Origin of the sequence: Candidatus Microthrix subdominans (assembly GCA_016719385.1) — a bacterium.
Taxonomy (GTDB): Bacteria; Actinomycetota; Acidimicrobiia; order Acidimicrobiales; family Microtrichaceae; genus Microthrix; species Microthrix subdominans.
Window position 1 is genome coordinate 852,639 of record JADJZA010000007.1, and the last position, 18,533, is coordinate 871,171.

General features: G+C 67.6%; 17 protein-coding genes. 3 read left to right on the plus strand and 14 right to left on the minus strand.

Translation table 11 applies throughout. The features are described from left to right. Nucleotides 1-34: 34 nt before the first annotated feature. The 6 genes from IPN02_14120 to IPN02_14145 all read right to left on the minus strand — a co-directional run bounded on the left by IPN02_14120 (nucleotide 35) and on the right by IPN02_14145 (nucleotide 7,835). Complete coding sequence (locus IPN02_14120) at nucleotides 35-2,716, minus strand: UPF0182 family protein (protein MBK9297939.1); 2,682 nt, start codon at nucleotides 2,714-2,716, stop codon at nucleotides 35-37. A gap of 62 nt (nucleotides 2,717-2,778) precedes the next feature. Beyond that, nucleotides 2,779-3,498: an ABC transporter ATP-binding protein gene (locus tag IPN02_14125; protein MBK9297940.1), complete on the minus strand. Its 720-nt coding sequence runs from the start codon at nucleotides 3,496-3,498 to the stop codon at nucleotides 2,779-2,781. A 74-nt stretch (nucleotides 3,499-3,572) separates the two neighbouring features. Further along, nucleotides 3,573-4,412, minus strand: a complete 840-nt coding sequence (locus IPN02_14130) for an ABC transporter permease (protein ID MBK9297941.1) — start codon at nucleotides 4,410-4,412, stop codon at nucleotides 3,573-3,575. 17 nt (nucleotides 4,413-4,429) lie between these two features. Continuing rightward, the gene (locus IPN02_14135; protein MBK9297942.1) at nucleotides 4,430-5,776 is read right to left on the minus strand and encodes a sugar transferase; all 1,347 of its coding nucleotides are present in this window, start codon (nucleotides 5,774-5,776) and stop codon (nucleotides 4,430-4,432) included. Continuing rightward, on the minus strand, nucleotides 5,773-7,023 hold the full coding sequence (locus IPN02_14140; protein ID MBK9297943.1) for an ABC transporter ATP-binding protein: 1,251 nt from the start codon (nucleotides 7,021-7,023) through the stop codon (nucleotides 5,773-5,775). Before IPN02_14140 ends, IPN02_14135 begins: the two co-directional genes overlap by 4 nt. 2 nt (nucleotides 7,024-7,025) lie before the next feature. Further along, nucleotides 7,026-7,835 (minus strand): ABC transporter permease, encoded by an 810-nt coding sequence (locus IPN02_14145; protein MBK9297944.1) that lies wholly within the window; start codon nucleotides 7,833-7,835, stop codon nucleotides 7,026-7,028. Nucleotides 7,836-7,926: 91 nt separating this feature from the next. On the opposite strand from IPN02_14145, the gene IPN02_14150 reads away from it, so the two are divergent. Both IPN02_14150 and IPN02_14155 read left to right on the plus strand, forming a co-directional pair. Beyond that, entirely contained in the window at nucleotides 7,927-8,847 is a 921-nt protein-coding gene (locus tag IPN02_14150; protein ID MBK9297945.1) for a class I SAM-dependent methyltransferase, read from the plus strand. Between the two features lie 95 nt (nucleotides 8,848-8,942). Beyond that, on the plus strand, nucleotides 8,943-9,644 hold the full coding sequence (locus IPN02_14155) for a glycosyltransferase family 2 protein (protein ID MBK9297946.1): 702 nt from the start codon (nucleotides 8,943-8,945) through the stop codon (nucleotides 9,642-9,644). A 114-nt stretch (nucleotides 9,645-9,758) separates the two neighbouring features. Here the strand turns inward: IPN02_14155 and IPN02_14160 are convergent, their stop codons facing one another. The 4 genes from IPN02_14160 to IPN02_14175 all read right to left on the minus strand — a co-directional run bounded on the left by IPN02_14160 (nucleotide 9,759) and on the right by IPN02_14175 (nucleotide 13,818). Continuing rightward, nucleotides 9,759-10,391, minus strand: a complete 633-nt coding sequence (locus IPN02_14160; protein ID MBK9297947.1) for a hypothetical protein — start codon at nucleotides 10,389-10,391, stop codon at nucleotides 9,759-9,761. A gap of 260 nt (nucleotides 10,392-10,651) precedes the next feature. After that, on the minus strand, nucleotides 10,652-11,482 hold the full coding sequence (locus IPN02_14165) for a hypothetical protein (protein ID MBK9297948.1): 831 nt from the start codon (nucleotides 11,480-11,482) through the stop codon (nucleotides 10,652-10,654). A 402-nt stretch (nucleotides 11,483-11,884) separates the two neighbouring features. Continuing rightward, nucleotides 11,885-13,492, minus strand: coding sequence for a glycosyltransferase (locus tag IPN02_14170; GenBank protein ID MBK9297949.1), 1,608 nt, complete (start codon nucleotides 13,490-13,492; stop codon nucleotides 11,885-11,887). Next, on the minus strand, nucleotides 13,489-13,818 hold the full coding sequence (locus IPN02_14175) for a hypothetical protein (protein MBK9297950.1): 330 nt from the start codon (nucleotides 13,816-13,818) through the stop codon (nucleotides 13,489-13,491). The genes IPN02_14170 and IPN02_14175 overlap by 4 nt, the downstream gene beginning before the upstream one ends. 127 nt (nucleotides 13,819-13,945) lie before the next feature. Between IPN02_14175 and IPN02_14180 the strand changes: the two genes are divergently transcribed. Continuing rightward, nucleotides 13,946-14,410 carry a YbhB/YbcL family Raf kinase inhibitor-like protein gene (locus tag IPN02_14180; GenBank protein ID MBK9297951.1) on the plus strand — a complete coding sequence of 155 codons (465 nt, stop codon included), beginning with the start codon at nucleotides 13,946-13,948 and terminating at the stop codon, nucleotides 14,408-14,410. A gap of 3 nt (nucleotides 14,411-14,413) precedes the next feature. On the opposite strand, the gene IPN02_14185 is transcribed toward IPN02_14180, so the two are convergent. The 4 genes from IPN02_14185 to IPN02_14200 are packed head-to-tail and all read right to left on the minus strand — an operon-like array spanning nucleotide 14,414 to nucleotide 18,363. After that, nucleotides 14,414-15,400, minus strand: coding sequence for an LLM class flavin-dependent oxidoreductase (locus IPN02_14185; GenBank protein MBK9297952.1), 987 nt, complete (start codon nucleotides 15,398-15,400; stop codon nucleotides 14,414-14,416). Nucleotides 15,401-15,437: 37 nt separating this feature from the next. Then, entirely contained in the window at nucleotides 15,438-16,205 is a 768-nt protein-coding gene (locus IPN02_14190; protein ID MBK9297953.1) for an ROK family protein, read from the minus strand. A 30-nt stretch (nucleotides 16,206-16,235) separates the two neighbouring features. Continuing rightward, entirely contained in the window at nucleotides 16,236-17,483 is a 1,248-nt protein-coding gene (locus IPN02_14195) for a hypothetical protein (protein MBK9297954.1), read from the minus strand. Between the two features lie 34 nt (nucleotides 17,484-17,517). Continuing rightward, nucleotides 17,518-18,363 carry a class I SAM-dependent methyltransferase gene (locus IPN02_14200; protein MBK9297955.1) on the minus strand — a complete coding sequence of 282 codons (846 nt, stop codon included), beginning with the start codon at nucleotides 18,361-18,363 and terminating at the stop codon, nucleotides 17,518-17,520. Nucleotides 18,364-18,533: the final 170 nt, after the last annotated feature.

An 18,533-nucleotide genomic window follows, 5' to 3' on the forward strand; every position in this document is an offset into this window, starting at 1 on the left:
AGGGCCGGGCTCACGGAGTTCGGTCGCCCGCGGATCAGCCGTCCGGTGTCCCGGCGTCGGCCGCCACCGTCTCGGGTGCGGTGGCCACCGGTTGACGCAGGTTGTTGAGCGCCTCTTCGAGGGTGCTGCCTCGCCCGACCAGCCCGTCGGCGTAGGCCAACACCTCGACCAGCTGCTGGGTGGCGTCGGGGCCGTTGGCGGTGACGTACACCGGTCGCACGTACAGCACGTCCTTGCCGTTGGGTACCAGCGTCATGGCGCCGAAGCGAACGGTGGACCCGCCGGCGGAGAGCAGCGTGAACTGTTGGCTGAGCTCGGTGTCGCCGTTGATCGCCGCCTGGACGACTGAAGGGCCCCCGATCTGTGTCTGGCCGTCCGACCCGTCGGGGCTGGGCACGGTCAACAGTTCGAGCTTCTCGCCGTCGTCGTTGTCGGCCAGTGCAAACGCCGACAGGGCGGCGCGCGGCGAGTTGGCGTTGGCGGCCGAGCCAAGGTTGAACGGACGCACCCCCACCCAGCGGGGTCCCTCGCCGGTCGAGGTGTCGAGTACCTGGGCGACCGGCGGAATGCCGCCTGGTGCCGGGTCCGAGCCCTCGATATCGCTGCCCGGGTCGCCGGAGACCACCCAGTTGCGGCTGCCGTCGAGGAACAGGTCGGGGTCGGTCACGTGGTAGCGGCCCAGCATGTTGGTCTGCACCTTGAGCATGTCGACCGGGTAACGCAGGTGTGCCCGAATCCCGGCAGGCATCTCGGAGATCGGGGTGAACGCCCCCGGATAGACACGGCTCCAGGCGTCGAGGATCGGGTCGTCGCCGCCCTGGCGCTCGGTGCGGTACAGCGTGACCGTGCCGTCGTAGGCGTCGACGGTGGCCTTGACCGAAGCGCGCAGGTAATTGAAGCGTCCCTGGGTGAGGTCGCTGTCCGGTGCCAGCCCTGCGGTGTTGGCGAACTGGGAGTTCGGGTAGGTGTCCGACGTGGTGTAGCCGTCGATCACCCAGGTGATCCGGCCGTCGGCGACCACCGGGTACGGGTCGGACCCGAACTTGAGGAAGGGCGCCATCGTGTGCAGGCGCTCGTTGATGTCGCGGCGGTACAACAGCTGCGAGTCGTCGGTGACGTAGTCGCTGACCAGCGGGTCGAGTTCGCCCTGGGTGAGTGCCAGCGCACCCTTCCGCCAGATCGAATTCATCGCTATGCCCGTGTCGGCGTCGAAGGTGGCACCGTTCTGCTGAGCGCGCTCGGTGCCGACGATTGCGTACCAGTTCTTGACGCCCTCGCCGAAGTACAGCTCCGGGTGATCGACCTCGAACTCGCCGGTCAGGGACTCGAAGTCGGGGCGGCCGTCGGGACGCACCTCGTCCGCCGGGGCCACTGCCAGGCCGTCGCCGTGGGTGTAGACCAAGTGCCTTTGTTCCCAGCCGCCCTGCGGAAGGCCGCCTGCGTCGGAGCTGCGGGCGGCGAGCAACACCGGCCGGAGTTCGCCATCGATCTTGTAGCGGTCGAGGTCGACGTTGGTGATCTTCACCGCTGTTCGGCCTTCGAGGACCTGGAAGGTGGAGGCATAGGGCCCCGGGTCGAGCAGCGGAACACGAGCGGGAACACCCTTGGCCGAGCCGGCCGACACCGGCAGGTAGAGCGACGGGGGCGTGGGGTCGGCCTCGACCAGCGAACGTTCGGTGATGTCGTTGAGGGTGTAGGCCGACCGGGTGGCCTCGAGGTTGTTCTCGACGTAGGGTCGCTCGACGATGGCCTCCTGCGGGGCGACCCTGAGGCGTGTGACGATGCCGGGCATCAGGTACAGCCCGACGACGGCGATCACGCCCCAGAGCGCGGCCGCGATCACCGCCAGGCGTCGGAGCCTGAAGCGAAGGTTGGCCAGGCACAGGCAGCCGACGACCACGGCGATCAGCGACAGCGTGTACAGGGTGGTGCGCTGCACGGTCAGCTCGGTATAGCCCGCCCCGACGAAGGCGCCGGAGGTCGACATGGCCAGGGACCGTTGCTGGACGACCATGAAGTCGATCGCCTTGACGAAGGCGAGCAGCCCGAACAGGACCGACAGGTGCGCCACCGCCCGCTGGTCGGAACGGCTGACGAAGTGGGTGAGGCTGATGCGCCGGTTGACCAGGTACACGAGCAGGGCCAGGGCGATGGCGCCGACGAGCATCCAGCTGAGCCAGGTGGTCACCAGGTTCCAGAACGGCAGCTTGAACAGGTAATCGCTGACGTCTCCGCCCAGCTCGGGCACCTCGATCCCGGTCGGGCGACCCTCGCGGAACAACAGCCACACCTGCCACTTCGAAGCGACCCGACGGGTCTCCCACAGGGCGAAGAGCACCGGAGCGGCCACGGTCAGCCATGTGTGGGCGGGACCCATCTTGGCCTCGTACCACTTCAGGATGCGGCCCTTGGGTCGATCGACCTCGGCTGCGCCTCGATGATTGGCCAGGTAGACGGAAGCGCCGGTGACGACGAGGGTAATGACCAGTGCGATCGCGCCCAGTTGCAGCCGCGCCACCATGGTCGTGCGCCAGATCGGCACGTCGGACACCGTGCGGAACCACCACATGTTGAGGGCCTGTTGGGCGATGGCGCGCAGGCTGAAGACGCCGACGAGGATGACGGCGATGACGGCGATGACGGTTCGCTGACGGTGGGATCGGCGCTCGACGAGGCTCACGAGCATGGCGCGTTCGGTGGTGGTGGCGACAGGCATGGTTCAGTCCCGGGTGGCTTCGTCGTGCTGGTGGGGGGAGCCGATCTTCGGTCGGTGCGGGCTCACTTCTGCTTCTCCGTGTACTGGGCGATGACGTCTGCGATCGGTCCGTCGGCTTTCAGCACGCCCTGCTCCAGCCAGATCCCACGCTTGCACAGGCGTTTCAGCTCGTTCATGTTGTGGCTGACCATCAACAACGTGCCGGCGTGGTCCAGCATCTCCTGGATTCGCCCCTCCGACTTGGCTCGAAACTCCTTATCGCCCACCGAGAGCGCCTCGTCGATCATCAGGATCTTGGGGCGTATCGATGTGGCGATGGCGAAGAGCAAACGGGCCTTCATGCCCGACGAATACGATCGCAGCGGACGGTTGATCGCATCGCCGATGTCGGCGAACTCGATGATTGAGTCCATGTGTTCGTCGATCTGTTCGAGCGACATGCCGAGGGCCAGGCAACCGATGCGAATGTTGCGGATGCCGGACACCTTGGGCAACAGGGCTGCGCCCACGCCCATCAGCCGGGGTTCGTAGGCGGCGTAGATCTGCCCGTTGGTCACCGGTAGCAGACCGGCGATGGCGGCCAGGATGGTGCTCTTGCCGGATCCGTTCGAGCCCATGATGGCAACCGACTCGCCCTCGTAGACGGCAAAGCTGGCGCCCTGGACAGCGTGGATGATCGTCCTGCCTGCACCCTTCAGCCCTGTGAAGCGCTCGCGGAGGCCGCGTTGGCGGTCCTCCCATACCTCGTAGTCGATGTCGACGTCGTTGAGCAGCAGCACCATCGGGCCGCGTTGGGCGGAGTCGGCGTTGGATGCGTCGCCCGGCCGTTCGCCCGGGGTTGGGGTCGTCACCGCCCTCACCCCCGCCCGTATCGCAGCTCGGCCCGCCGGAAGAACCTGAAGCCCCAGACGAGGGCGAAGACCGACCAGCCGATCGCCACCGCAAGCTGGTGTCCGGTCAGCGGGAGACCGAGGAACGACCACCGGTAGAGGGTCAGGTAGGCGGCGAACGGGTTGAGCTCAACCAGCAACAGCATGGGGCCATGGATCCGATCGGCGATCTTGTCGAGGGGAAACATGACCCCGGAGGCGTAAATCCCCAGCCGAAACAGAAACGGCACGATCTGGGCGACGTCTCGAAATCCATCGTTGAGGCGGGCCACGATCATGGCGGCACCGAGGTTGAAGCCGGTATGAATCAGCAGGAACACCGGGATGGCCAACCACCGGGGGTTGGGATAGAGCCCCATGACGATCGACAGCGCCGCCAGCATGCCCAACTCGAACCAGAACGTGATGATGTGGCTGAAGGTCACCGACACCGGCAACAGCGCCCTCGGAAACTGCACCGCCCGGATCAGCCCCTCGTTGGAGGTGATCGCCTGTGCGCCGGACAAGACGGTCTTCGATGTGAGGTTGTAGGAGAACACCCCGATCGTGAGCCACAGCAGGTAGTTGTCGACGCCGCGTGAGGAGTTCAAGATGACGCCGAAGATCACGTAGTACACCAGCACCGTCAGCAGCGGGTTGGTGATGTGCCACAGGTTTCCCAGCAGCGTGTCCTGGTGCCGAGCCCGGACCTCCTCCATCGGGAGGGAGGTGGCGAAGTCGCGGCGGCGCCACATCTCGCGGAGGTAGACGAGCAGCGGTTGCTGCGCGGCAACTGGGCGGAGCGGGGGAGTGACGTCGGTGGTCATGGGAGGGAGCCGGCGACCTAGCGGGCCTTGCGCAGCGCTACCAGGCTGCGAAGGGTGAGAATCACGATGCGGAGGTCAAAGGGCAACGATTGATTCCTCAGATAGTAGAACTCGTACTGGAGTTTCTCCCGCGCGCCTTGGGAATCAGAAGTGTACCCGAGGTTGATCTGAGCCCAACCAGTCAGGCCGGGCTTCACCAGGTGGCGGTGGTCATAGAACGGAATGATGGCGCTGAGTTCCGCGACGTAGGACGGCTGCTCGGGTCGAGGGCCGACCAGGGACAGGTCTCCGCGCAGAATGTTGGCAGCTTGGGGCAGCTCATCGATGTGCAGCTTGCGCAGCACCTTGCCGAACGGGGTGACCCGGGGGTCGTCCTTCTCCGTCCACGGGGTTTTTGTCGTTTCCTCTGCCTGATCGCCGGCGTTGCGCAGCGGCACCATCGTGCGCAGCTTGTGGATGCGGAACTCCTCACCGAGCTTGCCCACCCTGGGCTGGGAGTAGATCAGCGGTCCGCGGTTGCCCAGCAGGTTGCCGATCGCCACGAAGGGGACGGCGACGATGAAGGCCAGGCCGAGGGTGAGGCCGGCGACCACGTCGAGCAGCCGGTTGACGCGCAGGTACACCGGGGAGTGCACCTCGCCGATGTCGAAGAGCAGCGACACGTCGGCCAGCTCGGAGAGCGGCACGAGGCGGAACCAGTCCTCGTAGAAGCCGAGCAGCGTGCGGATGCGCATGCCCTCGGCGTGCAGGTGTGCGGCCTCGCGTGCCAACGGCGAATCGTTCATCAGGTCGTCGGCCAGCACCAGGATGCTTGGCCGATGCACCTCGACGGCTCTGCGCAGCCGCTCGGCCGTGTCGGTGGCGCCGGGGACGACGCTCAGCGTGGCGCCGATGCGCAACATGTTGGGCACGCCGCGCTCGGTGACCCGTTCGAGGTCGGCGAGCTGGTCGGGCGACGCGAGGACGATCGCCATCACCGCACCTCGGCCTCGGCTGGCGACCAACGGCAGGCTGACGAGCAGGTTCACCACCGGCATCACCGCCAAGCTGGCGAACACGACGAATCGGGGTAGCAGGGCATCTCCGGCGGCCAGCTGGATGATCGACGCCACCCCGACGGTGACGGCCGGGGCGGCAAAGCTGGCGCCGACCGCTCGACCGACGGTGCGGACAGCGTCGGGCAACCCGGCCATGTAGGCGACGAACAACAGCCCGATGGTCCACCCGGCGGCGGCGGCAGTTCGACCGGGGTCGCTCAGTGAGTACCGGGGCTCGGCGATGGCTGAGGCGTGAAAGGTGAAGAGCCCGACCACGGCCAGTGCAGTGGCGACGATCAACGCCAGCTGACCGACCCTCCGCCTCATGGGAGTGGCGCCTCCCAGCTGCCGGCGAGGTCGATCAGGCCCGCAACGATCGGGCGCGAGCCCTGTCGAACGACCAGCCGGTATCCCTTGTCGATCCGGTCGTAGAAGTGCTGGTTGTGCTCATCGCGCACCGCGACGGTCAGCTCGTAGGTGCCCGGCGCCAGCGGCACTTTGTCGACCACCCAATCGATATGGCCGATGCCGTCGACCGTGCCCAGCTGGCGTCCTTCCAGCCAGGTGGAGGTGTCGGCGACGTGGGTACCCGATTCGTGGTGCACCGAGAAGCCCAGCACCGGCGCCTTGACCGGTTGGGTGGTCCGGTAGGCGAAGCGGATCGTGCCCGGTTCGCCACAGATCAGCGATTGGGTCTCGGCTCCGGCGTCGTCGACCAGCCCTACCTCGGTGATCTGTATCTCGCCGGAGCCGTGGTGTTCCACGTCACCGAAGCTTCTCCCGGCCCGAGCGTCCTCAGCGGCATTCACCCGGTCGAGGTAGGCGCTGACCACGGCGGAGGCGTCACCGACCAGTTGCACCTCGCCGCCCTCGAGCCAGACCGCCCCGTCGCACATCGTCTCGACGACCGTCATGCTGTGGCTGACGACGATCACGGTGGCGCCGCCCTTGCGCAGCTCGTAGAGGTACTCGAAGCACTTGCGCTGGAAGGCCTCGTCGCCGACGGCAATCACCTCGTCGATCAACAGCACCTCGGGGTCGATGTTGACCGCCACGGCAAAACCGAGCCGCACGTACATGCCGGAGCTGTACACCCGCACGGGGGCATCGATGAACTCGCCGATCTCGGCGAAGTCGACGATGCGGTCCATGCGGGCGTCCACCTCGGCCCTGGTTAAGCCGAGGATGGCGGCGTTGAGGTAGACGTTCTCCCGGCCGGTGAGGTCCGGGTGAAAGCCGGAGCCCAGCTCGAGCAGGGCCGACATGCGACCCGACACATCGATGGTGCCAGCGGTGGTTTGATAGATCCCGGCGATGCATCGCAGCAGTGTCGACTTGCCGGAGCCGTTGTGGCCGACCAGCGCCCACATCGAGCCGGCGGGCACATCGAAGCTGACGTCGGACAGCGCCCAGAACTCCTCGTTCTTGGCGCGTCGCCCGGAGGTGAGGCGCTCCTTGAGCGAGCTGGCGCCCTCGGTGCGCAGGTTGAAGTGCTTGGAGACACCGTTGACCTGGATCGACGAGTCGCCCGTGCGCTCTCCGGGGCCCGTGGCCTTGAGTAACCGCTTCCTCAAGCTCACAGTTCCTCGATGACCGACGGGGCGGTGCGGGAGAAGTACCACCAGCCGAACACGACCGATCCGATTGCCCAAGCCGCGCCGTACGCCACGCTGTTGACCGACGGCATTTGGCCCTCGTACATCAGGAGCTTCATCTGCTGGACGTAGTGGGTCACCGGGTTGAGCTTCAGGATCTGCTGCGCGGTGAACGGGCCGACGTCGGCGTTGATGTCGTCGAGGCGGTACACGATCGGCGTGGCGTAGAACATGAGCTGCAGCATCAGCGTGATCAGGTAGCCCACATCACGAAAGCGGGTGTTCCACACGCTGGCGGCCATGCCCATGCCCAGCCCAAGGCCCATTGCGCAGAGCATCACCAACGGGGCCAGGAGCATCATCCAGGTGGCGTTGCCCACGACCAGCATGAACGCAACCAGGATGCCGAACTCGATTGCAGCCTGAAACGCCACGCCCGCCACCGACGCCAGCGCCGGCAACTCGGGCGGGAAGTACACCTTGGTCAGTAGCTGACCTGTATCGGAGAAGGCACCCAGCGGGCCATCGAGTGCGGCCGAGAAGGCGTTCCACACCACCAGGCCGCAGAAGAGGTACAGAGCGAAGTTCTTGAGCGTGCCGTTGGCGCCGATCGGCGCCTGCACCTTGAAGAACACCCCGAACACCAGGCTGTAGATCGCCAGCGACATCGCCGGGTTCATCAGCGACCAGGCCCATCCCAACACGCTGCGCTTGTACCGACCCTTCAGGTCGCGCTGGGTGAGGTTGCTGATCAGCTCGCGGTGGCTCAGGATGACGGCGGGGCTGGTCATAGGACCTGGCAACACTATCGGTCCAGGGTGGTGATCTACAGACACCCAGGCGGTCGGCGGCGGTCCGTTGGCCGTTGGGTAGCGTGATGCGATGACCTCCAGCCGCTATCACGTCGATGAGCGACCCCACGAGCCCAACAACTCCCACACGCTGTTGTTGGACCTGGTCGGCTCCAACCGACGGGTGCTCGAGCTGGGATGCTCGACCGGATACATGACCCAGTGGCTTGCTGCCGCCGGCTGTGATGTCACCGGAGTCGAGGTCAGCCCCGAGGCCGCCGAGGAGGCCCGCCAATGGGCGCAGGAAGTGGTCGTGGGTGATCTTGACTCGCTCGATCTCGAGGCCCAGTTTGGCGACCGGCGCTTTGAGGCGGTGCTGTGCGGCGATGTGCTCGAGCACCTTCGCGACCCGGGCCGGGTGTTGGTGGCGGCCCGGCGCTTGCTCGAGCCCGGCGGTGTCGTTGTCGCCTCGGTGCCCAACGTTGCGCATGGCGATGTGCGCCTGGAGCTCCTCGCCGGACGCTTCGAGTACCGCAACCTCGGCCTGCTCGATGACACCCACGTCAGGCTGTTCACCAGGGACTCCTTGCAGCGGCTGTTGAGGGACTCCGGTCTGGTCGGCGTCGACTGGCGCACGACGCGAGTTCCGTTGGGCACCACCGAACTGGCGGCCGCGGTCGACGCGGCCCCACCCGGGGTGCGGGAAGCGCTCGAGGCCGATCCCGACGCCGAGACCTATCAGTTCGTCGTGGCGGCCGTGCCCGACGACGGCACCAAGGCGCTGGGCGAGTTATCCGACCGATTGGGCGCCGCCCAGCTGCTGGCCGAGCGCTCCGAGGTCGAGAACGTGGCGCTGCGCGCCAAGGTGGAGCTGCTCATCCGAGAGGCCGAGGCTGCTCGCACCGAGGCGGTACGGCTCACTCAGGGCCTCAGCGCCGCACAGGCTGTCAAAAGCTGGAAGGGGCTGACGCCGTTGCGCACAGCGGTGCAGCGGAGCCGAGGCGATCAGTGAGCGATGGTCCGACGGGTCGTCAGGCCGATGAGCCTCGTCCTCCGATGAGCCTCGTCCTCCGATGAGCGCCGCATTCCGATGAGCACAGCATTCCGATGAGCACCGTCACGACACCGGTCATCATCATCGTGCGCGACCGGCTCAAGCCTCTGGCGCTGCTGGTCGACTGGCTGGAGCGTGCCGGTGCACAGCGCCTGGTGCTGCTCGACAACGACTCCACCTACCCGCCGCTGGTTGACTACCTGGCCGCCTCCCCCCACGACGTCCGGTTGTTGGGGCGCAACCTCGGACATCGCTCGCCGTGGCTCTCGGGCGTCGCCCAAGAGCTGGGCTGGTCCCGCCACTATCTGGTGACCGACCCCGACGTCATCCCGGTCGAGGAGTGTCCGAGCGATGCGATCGATCATCTCCACGAGGTGCTCAATCGCCATCGCTGGCTGACCAAAGTCGGCCTCGGGCTGCGCATCGACGACGTGCCGGGCCACTACGCACATCGCGATGACGTGATGCGTTGGGAGGCTCAGTTCTGGAAGCAACCCATCGAGCCCGGCCTGTTCGCCGCTCACGTCGACACCACCTTTGCGTTGCACCGGGCCGGCCCGCCGCCCCGCGAGGAAGTCTCCGCCCGCACCGGGTGGCCCTACGTGGCCCGCCATCTCCCCTGGTACGCCGATAGCGCCAACCCGACCGAGGAGGAGCGCTACTACCGCAGCCACACCGACGCCGGGGTCAACAGCTGGGACGGCGACGTCCTGCCCCAATGGCTGCGTTCCACCATCGACGGCGCCACCGGCTGACCTCTACTCGTCCCAGATCCAAGGATCCGATCTTTGGGATGGATTGAGGTCACCTGCTGGCCCGTAATCATCCCAAAGAAGCGATTCCAGCGTTGGGACTGATCGTGGGGCAGCTCAGTTGGGGATCAGCCGGGTGGTGAGCTCGGTGATGGTGATGCTGCGGGTGGAGCGGGTGGTCTCGTCGGGAAGTGCGCCCGTGATCGGCAGGCCGATGATGTTGGCCTCGTAACGCACCGACCACGTGAGCGTGGTGGTCACCTCGTAGGTGCCCGGCTTCAGGTAGGTGTGCAGGCAGGCGCCTGGCGTGGAGTCCGGCCGGCCTCGGGCCCATGGAACTCCGCCGTTCGGACAGATGATCGGCTCGCTGCCGTCGCCCGGGTCGATCGTCAGCGTGCCGGTGGGGGTGGCGGTGGTGACCGCCGAGTTGTTGGCGTCGGCCTGGGCCGTCGCTTGGTCCGGGCCGGGCAGATCGGCCCAGAACCACACCGGCAGGTTCACCGGGGTGGTGCCACCCTGGGGTGGTGCAGACACCAGCTCGGGGTCGGGCAGTTTGGCGGCATCCAGTGCCGCCCTGGCCAGCTGCTCGGGGTCGGCCGGGGCTGGCGGAGGCTGCCCGCCGGGCATCGATGGGTTGTAGGTGAACAACTCGGTGATCCGCAGCTCTCCCCGGTAGTAGCAGTACCGCACGTAGTTGTTGTTGGCTGCGAGATCCGTCACCTCGTCGCCGCCAATTGCAGCACCGTTCACGTTGTCGATGTGCTTGTAGAACCGACAATCCCAGTCATTGTCGACAGCGGAGCTGCCCCCTCCGCGACCGGGAAACCCGCTGCCCGGGCCGCCGCTTCCACCCCCGCCAGCAGCAGAACTGGGTCCGGCACCGCCACCCCCGCCGCCATTGCTCCCGGGCGCCACGGCCCCCGCCTCTATCTGCCCGTCGTCCCCGCCCCCCACATCTTCTGCACCTGCAGGCAGAGTCATGGAGAGTGAGGCCAGTGCGACTATGAGGGTTAGAGATTTGACGCGCATCCTGTCTTCCCATTCCTGGCGTTCTGAAGGATCATCGCTGTGAACCTCAGTCCTTCGGGTGTCGGCACGAGTTGAGCTTCCCAAAAAGCAGAGCTGACCCCGTCGTTCTTGGTTTCGTCCGTCTTGGCGCTGCGACTCTCGTAGTCGTTGTATTCGCACAGCGAGATCTGGATGCGCTCGTTGGCGGCAGGCGAGATGTCGTCGATCCAGAACGCTCCCTCCGAGTTCCTTGGGTAGGCGTAGTAGCTCCCCTGGTCGGTTAGCCGTTGGACTCGAACATGGCTTTCGAACAGCGGTTCTACCTGGCCTAGAAGGTCGGGGCGTTCGAGGTCGGTCATCGAGGTCGGGATCTCCGTGTCCGGCTTCGTGTCGGTGACCGTGGTGATCATGGCGTCGAGGTACTCGTGGATGACGTCGGCGGCTTCCTGCTGCTCGTCGGTCCACTCCGGCTCCAGCAGCAGCCCCCTGGCGACGGCGGGGGTCTTGGCCTCGTAACCGCCAGCGGACACGACGGTGCCGTCGGCGAAGCGCTCGGCAGATGGGGCCGATGTCGGGGGCACCGTGGTCTCGGTCGGATCGCTTGAGCCGCGTGTGTCAGGTGGTTCGGCGGCGGAAGCTTTGGACGGCTCGGAAGCGGTCGAAGCGGCGGTCCCACTGTCGCCCGAAACGGCTGTCGTTGACGTGGTGGCCTCCGCCTCCGCCTCGGCCAGCGGGGTGACTTCCCTGCCGGAGTCGCCGCCGCAGCTTGCGGCCGGGATCAGCAACGCTCCGCCGATCACCACGGAAATGGCGAGGCGGGCGGAGAGGAACATGGCTGGTGCTCCTACGCGGCGCCGCTTGGTGGCTCGCTGATTGGCGCCTGTCGGAGCAGGGCTGACCGTCGATGTCTCGGTCGCTTCAGAGAGATCGCCGTCACCCATGAGGCCCTCGCACAGACATCGCCGCGGCAATCGGCCCCACCCCAAAGCATCCCTGCCGCAGCCGTCGACCCCCCGGTCGACATGTCGAGCCTACCGAGCAGTCCGGCGATGTCCAGCAGAAAATCGCGGGTCGCGCAACCCCACCTGCGGCATCCGTCGGGTGTCGAGCTTGGTGCACAGCTGGGCTGGCGAGAACCGCTCGTGTTGCTCCAGCCTCCACCTCGATGAGAGCAGAGTCGACCTTCTGGGGGCCCTGACCGAGCACAACCACCCAGGGAGAAGTGTCGGAGGCAACTACCAGTTGGTCGGTTCGATCAGCTGCGCCCGATGGTCGGCCCAGTTGGGGTTGAGGTAGGGGTCCCTGTACACACGGTGGCGCCAGCGATCGTTGATCGCCTCCACCTCCCAGGCGAGAACCTGAGGGTTTCGGCTGACGCTCTCGAAGTGGTACAGCCGGGCATGAGGCGACACGACGATGCGGTATCCACGAAACCGCAGCTTCTGGCACAGGTCGACGTCGTTGAAGCTGGCGGGCAGGCCCTCCCACATGCCACCGACCTCGTCCCATACGTCGCGGCGGATCACGGCGCACGCGGCGGTGACCCCGGCCGCTTCCCGGTCGCACATGAGCACCCGCCGGTTGGCCTCGTCAGTGGGGCTGCGGCCCAGCATCAGGTGGGTGACGCTGCTGTACAGGAACGCATGGCCGGCGTGTTGCAGGTTGCCGTCGGCGAACAGCAGGTGGGCGCCCGCCATGCCGACGTCGTCTTCTCGCAGGAACCCGACCAGCGTGTCGAGCCAGTCGGGGGTGATCACCTGGACGTCGTCGTTCAGCAGGCACAACACCTCGCCGTTGGCGTGAGCGGCGCCCAGGTTGGTCTTCTGGGCAAAGTTGAAGGGCGCATCGAAGGGGACGAGGACCAAACGGTCGCCGAGGATGCCTGACAGCTCTTCGAGCACCGCCGCTGGAGTGTCGGCGTCGGCGACGCACACCAACTCCCACGGCTCGTAAGTGGTCTGGTCCACCAGCGACCGAGCGAGGGCGGTGACGAAGCACCGGCGTTGACCCCACACGGTCGAGGATGTGCCCCGAGTTGGTACGACGAGCGACACCAACGGGGCTGGGCGGTCACGAAAGTGGCGCTGCAGCCGGTAGACCCCGGGCTCCACGTCGACGACATCCGCTTCCAGGCCGACCCGTTTGGCGTGGTCGGCCAATGCTGCTCGGGCGGCGTCATTTGCTTTGGGCTTGGCGTCGATGTGGTCGGCCACCGCCCCGGGCGCCGACCGGCAGTGGTACAGCACCTTGGGGATGTGATGGATCTGCCGGGCCTGCTCGGTGACCCGCAACGCCAGGTCGTAGTCCTGGCTGCCGTCGTAGCCGGGCCGAAACCCGCCGGCGCGCTCCATCAGCGTGCGGCGGATCACCAGCAGGTGGCCCAGGTACATCTGGCAGCGCAGCCGCTCGGGGCTCCAGTCGGGCTTGAAGAACGGCAGCTCGTGGTGGCGGCCGGTCTGGTCGATCTTGTCCTCGTCGGTGTAGATGACGTCGACCTCTTCGACGGCCTCGATCGCTGCGGTCACCTCCGCCAGGGCGTTGGGGTGTAGCTCGTCGTCGTGGTTGAGCAACGCCACGAATGTGCCGGTGGCGGTGGCCAGCGCGGTGGCGGTCGCTCCGACGACCCCCTGGTTGGCGTCGTGGGTGATCAGCTTCAGGCGCGGGTCGTCGCCCAGCTGCCGTCGGATCTCGTCGAGGCCGGCCGTGTAGGAGGAGGCGTCGTCGACGACCACCCACTCCCACTCCGCCCGCTGGGCCAGCATCGATCCGGCCAGTCGCCGGGCTAGGTCGACGTTGGTGTCGTAGGCCCGGGTGAGGACCGAGATCGTCGGCGGTGGGGTCATGGGCGAGCGCTGCGCCTCGCGCGGATTGCGCCCTCGGCGCGTTGACGGGCCGCCTCGGACCCGGGCAGGCGACGGACCAGCCCGATCGCCTTGCCGGCGATCCGGTTGCGTCGCGTGACCGGTCGCTGCATGGCCAGGATTGTGTGCTCGGCCTCGGTCAAGCGTGCCCGCAGTTCGCCGGCGGTCGCCTCGGCGCCGATCACGGCGTCGCGCAGCCGCCAGATCTCCAGCTGCGCCTCGATGGAGGCGTTGGAGTGTGAGTCGTGGTCGCTGGCGTCGGGGTCGGCTGCGTCATCGGGCGCAGGCGGGTCGGTACGAGAGGACATATCGATCCCAGGTTACGGCAGCCCCCCATCGGGCCTGCGGACTCCCACGGGTGTCCAGGTTGGTCGGCGTGGCCACGGGGTACGGTCGAGTCGTAGGAACGTTCCGCTCATCCGCAAGGAGACCACCATGGCAGACCTGAACCTCGGCGACCTCGCCATCACCTCGAGCGCTTTCGTGCACGGGGACAGGCTGGCCGACAAGTACGCCTACTCCAACGAGAACGTGTCGCCGCCGTTGGCCTGGAGCGACGTTCCCGACGGCACGGCCGAGCTGGTCGTCGTGTGTCACGACCCCGATGCGCCGATGGTCGACGGGTTCACCCACTGGGTGCTCACGGGCATCGAGCCGGACCGTTCGGGCCTGGACGAGGGCACCGATGCGGGCGTGGCCGGGACGAGCACGTTCGGTGAGGAGGGCTACGGCGGACCGGCGCCGCCCCCCGGGCACGGCACCCACCACTACTTCTTTCACCTGTACGCCTTGGACCAGCCTTCCGGGCTGCCGGCGGGCGCCGACCGCTCCGAGGTGATGGCGGCCATCGACGGTCACATCATCGAGCAGGCGCGCATCGTCGGCACGTTCAGCACCTGAGCATCAGCCGAGGCCGGCCACCTCGGCGAGCAGCTCGAGCGACTGGAGGCGACCCTCGACCGAGCGCGAGCCGGGCGCCACGATCAGCTCGTCGGCGTCGGCGTGCGCACGGAAGTCCTCGAGGTACTCGGACACGGTGTCGGGCGTGCCGGCGGCGGTATAGCGCATCATCGAGGCCACCTGGCGTCCGCCGGGCGAGTCGACGACTGCGTCCAGCTCGGCCTCGGAGAATCGGCGCCCGGGCGCAAGCAACGCTGCGATGCGGGAGCGCTTGGCGTGATGCAGCTCCTCGGCGGCCTCCTCCTCGGTGGGGGCCACGATCACGTTGACCGCGGCGATCGCCCACGGTGAGTCGGCCTGCTCGGATGGGCTGAACCGCCCCCGGTAGATCTGGATCGCCTGGGTGAGCGCCTCCGGCGCGAAGTGAGAGGCGAAGGCGTAGGGGAGGCCGAGCTGAGCGGCCAGCTGGGCGCCGAACGTCGATGAGCCCAGGATGTACAGCGGTACGTTGGTTCCAGCGCCTGGGATGGCCTTGACGCCAGGGATCCGGCTCTCCGAGCCGAGGAATCCCTGCAGCTCCAGCACGTCCTCAGGGAACGATTCGGCCGACATCGGGTCCCGCCGGAGGGCGCGCATCGTCACCTGATCGGTTCCCGGCGCCCGACCCAAGCCAAGATCGATTCGGCCGGGGTGGAGCGTGGCCAGCGTGCCGAACTGTTCGGCGATGGTGAGGGGTGAGTGGTTGGGCAACATGATCCCGCCCGAGCCCAAGCGGATCGTTTCGGTGTTGGCGGCCACATGGGCGATCAGCACGCTGGTGGCCGACGACGCGATCGAGGCCATGTTGTGGTGCTCGGCGTACCAGACGCGTCGGTAACCGCTGCGTTCGGCGCACTGCGCCATGGCCACGCTGGCCTCGAGGGCCTCGCGCACGGTGGCATCACCGCGGACGACGGCCAGGTCGAGCACGGACAGGGGAGTGTTCTTCAGACGGGGCACGACCGGTGGAACGAGTGGGGCGGCGGGTCTATTCCGTGACCGGGTGCTTTTGAGTGCTCATGGCCGCACCGACGATGCCGGCTTGGTTCTGCAGCACCGCCGGCATCACGTCGGTTCCGGACGGGACCTCGGCGAGGACGTGCTCGGCGAAGCGGTCGAACTTCCGCGAGACCCCTCCGCCGAGGATGATCAGCTCCGGCGAGAAGAGCATGGTGAGCATCGCCAGGTACTCGCCGACCCGCGTGCCCCAGTGATCCCAGCCAAGGTTGTTGGCCTTGCGTACGGAGGCGGCGGCGTAGTGCTCGGCCTCCTGGGCCTTGAACTCCATGTGGCCCAGCTCGGTGTTGGGCACGAGTTCGCCGTCGACGAAGAGCGCACTGCCGATGCCGGTGCCCAGGGTCAGCAGGATCACGACGCCGCTTCGACCCTTTCCGGCGCCGAAGCGCACCTCGGCCAACCCGGCAGCGTCGGCGTCGTTGAGCACGACACATGGCACGCCCAGCTGCTCGCCGAACAGCGCCTGGGCATCGGTACCGATCCATGACGGATCAATGTTGGCCGCAGTGCGGACGATGCCGCTGCGGACGACCGCCGGGACGGTGATGCCAATCGACGGCGCCCCGCCCAGCTGGTCGACCAGCCGGCTGACGGTGGCGGCCACGAGTTTGGGCGTCGCCGGCTGCGGGGTGTCGATGCGGGGGCGGACGGAAGCGAGTTCGCCCCGCTTCACGTCGACCAGTGCGGCCTTCACACCGCTGCCGCCGACATCGACCCCGATCACGCGTGTGTCACTCATAGCAAGCACCATACCGATGGGTCGGGCGCGCTACCGGGTGACCAGCGGCTGGGTGCGTTCGGTCGACCAGCTGATCAGCCCGGCGACGGTCGATGCGGCGGCCACGACGCCGAAGGCGGCGGTCAGCGTGAGCAGTTCGACCCGGGCGTGAAAGCCAAGCACGGCCCAGTTGAGGGCGGCGATGGCCAGGCGAGCCAGAATGAGCGCCGGGATGACCGGAATCGCCGCCCGCAGCAGACCGTGCGCCAGGTCGATCTGGCCGGCCTCCGTCCGGGTGAGGCCGATCGCCCGAACCGTGCGGAACACGGGCCGCACCGCGAGGTGCTCGGCCCGTTGGGCGGCAAAGATGGCGGCACCGCCAAACGCGGCGATCAGCAGGATCAGCAGCATGAGAATGGGCGTGGCATTGCCCGACCAGAACTGGGCGTTGTAGTCGCGAACTTCGGCTGCGCTGAGCACTTGCACGTCGGGGCCGGCGGCCGCCTCGACCGTGGCGCGATCGGAGGCGAAGGCCACATATCCGAACGGGTCCTGGGGGTACCCGGCTGCGGTCGTGTTGGCGTACACCACCGTGCGGTTCAGCAGGCTCATCGGACGGTCGAAGAACCCGACCACCCGGTAGCGCTCGCCCCGGATAGTGGTGACCTCGCCGAGGGCGTAACCGTCCTCCCGGTCGACAACCACCTCACCCGGCTTCAGCAAGCACCGGGCTTCCCGTCGTTCGCACACACTGGGCCCGGCCACGGGGGGCGACAAGCCGTCGCCGGCCGCACCCGGCCCCAGCACCAGCCCGGTAATCCGCTCGCCGGACTGGCGGGTGACCACCGCCAGGTCGAGGCGAAACGGCACGGCGAGCACCGCTGTGCTTCGGGCGTCGCCGGGCGCAGCACCGGCGAAGCGGCCGAGCGAAACCCGGCTGGTGTCCATGAAGTGGTCGGTGCCGGGTGCCAGTACCCAGTAGGGCGACCCGGCACCGGGCGGCACCAACGCCTCGACGCCCTCGGCCAGGCGGGTCTGCCCATCGCGGATCTCCGATTCGATGGCGAAGGCTGCCGACAACGCGGTAATGCCCAGCATCGGAAGCAGGATGCCGGCGGTCCACAACCGCCACGACGGGCCCGGACGCGTCTGGAAGCCGCGTCCGGCCAGCAGTAGGCGCCGGCGGGAGCGCGGGGTGAGTGCCATGGCCGCGAGAACGAGCACCGCCGCCAGGCATACGGGTACGCCCACCAGGCGCAGGCCGTCGACGACCGAACGTGCCAGCTGGGTCAGGTCCACGCGAGGGAGCTACGGCAGGTGATGACAGTTCAGGTTAGTTGCGCCGGGCGGTAACGATCCAGGTGCCTGCCCCCATCCGGACCACGTCGTCCTCCCGGTGCTCAGCGAGCACTTCAGCGGCGGCGCGAATGGCCGCCGCCCTCACCGATGGGTCGACCGCCGCCAGCCGGCCGGCAGTGCCGGGGTTCTGTTCGAGCACCCGCTCGGCGAGCGGCCCGATGTCGGTCGCTCCGTACAGGACCGCCTCGTCCGGCCCGGGTTCGATCTCCACGTCGGTCAACCCAGCCGACTCGAGTAGCGCGGTCGTCTGGTCGGGCTCGGCGAGCGAGAACGGGCTGGGTTCGCCGGGCCCGGGCGGGGGCGGAAGCTCGAGAACTGCGGCTGCCGCCATCACGGGAGCCACGATGAAGGGGTTGGCCATCGGGGAGGCGAAACACACGAAACCCAGGTGTCCGCCGGGGATCAATGCCCGGGCAATGTTCGAGAAGGCGGCCACCGGGTCGGGATAGAACATGACGCCGCAGCGCGAGAAGGCGAGATCGAAGCTGTCCTCGCCGAGGTCGGCGGTTTGGACGTCGGCCTCAACGAAGCGAAGGTTGGTGAGCTCGCTGGCAGCGGCCCTGCGGCGGGCCTCGCCGAGCATGCGCGCCGACAGGTCGACGCCGACCACCTCGCCGGGCGGCACCAACGCCGCAAGGTCGAAGGTGGTCGTGCCCACGCCACACCCAATGTCGAGCACCCGGTCGCCGGGAGCCGGGTCGAGCCGCCGGATGACTGCGTCCCCAAATGAGGCCAGCGTCGCATCGAAATACTCGACGTGACGGACCCAGGCGTCGCCGACGACGTCGTTCCAGAGCGCCCGTTGTACCTCGTTTGCCATGTTGCATGCTCCTCCGGTGGCACCGCTGGCCAACCACGACAGGCTCGTCATGGCGCATGACCCAGGAACTCAGCTCTGTAGAGGGCCGATCATCACGTGTGGGGTGGTGGGTGATCGGCCTGACGGCCACGACGGTGTGTGTCCATCGTGCGCCCGTTGGGTCGTGAGAG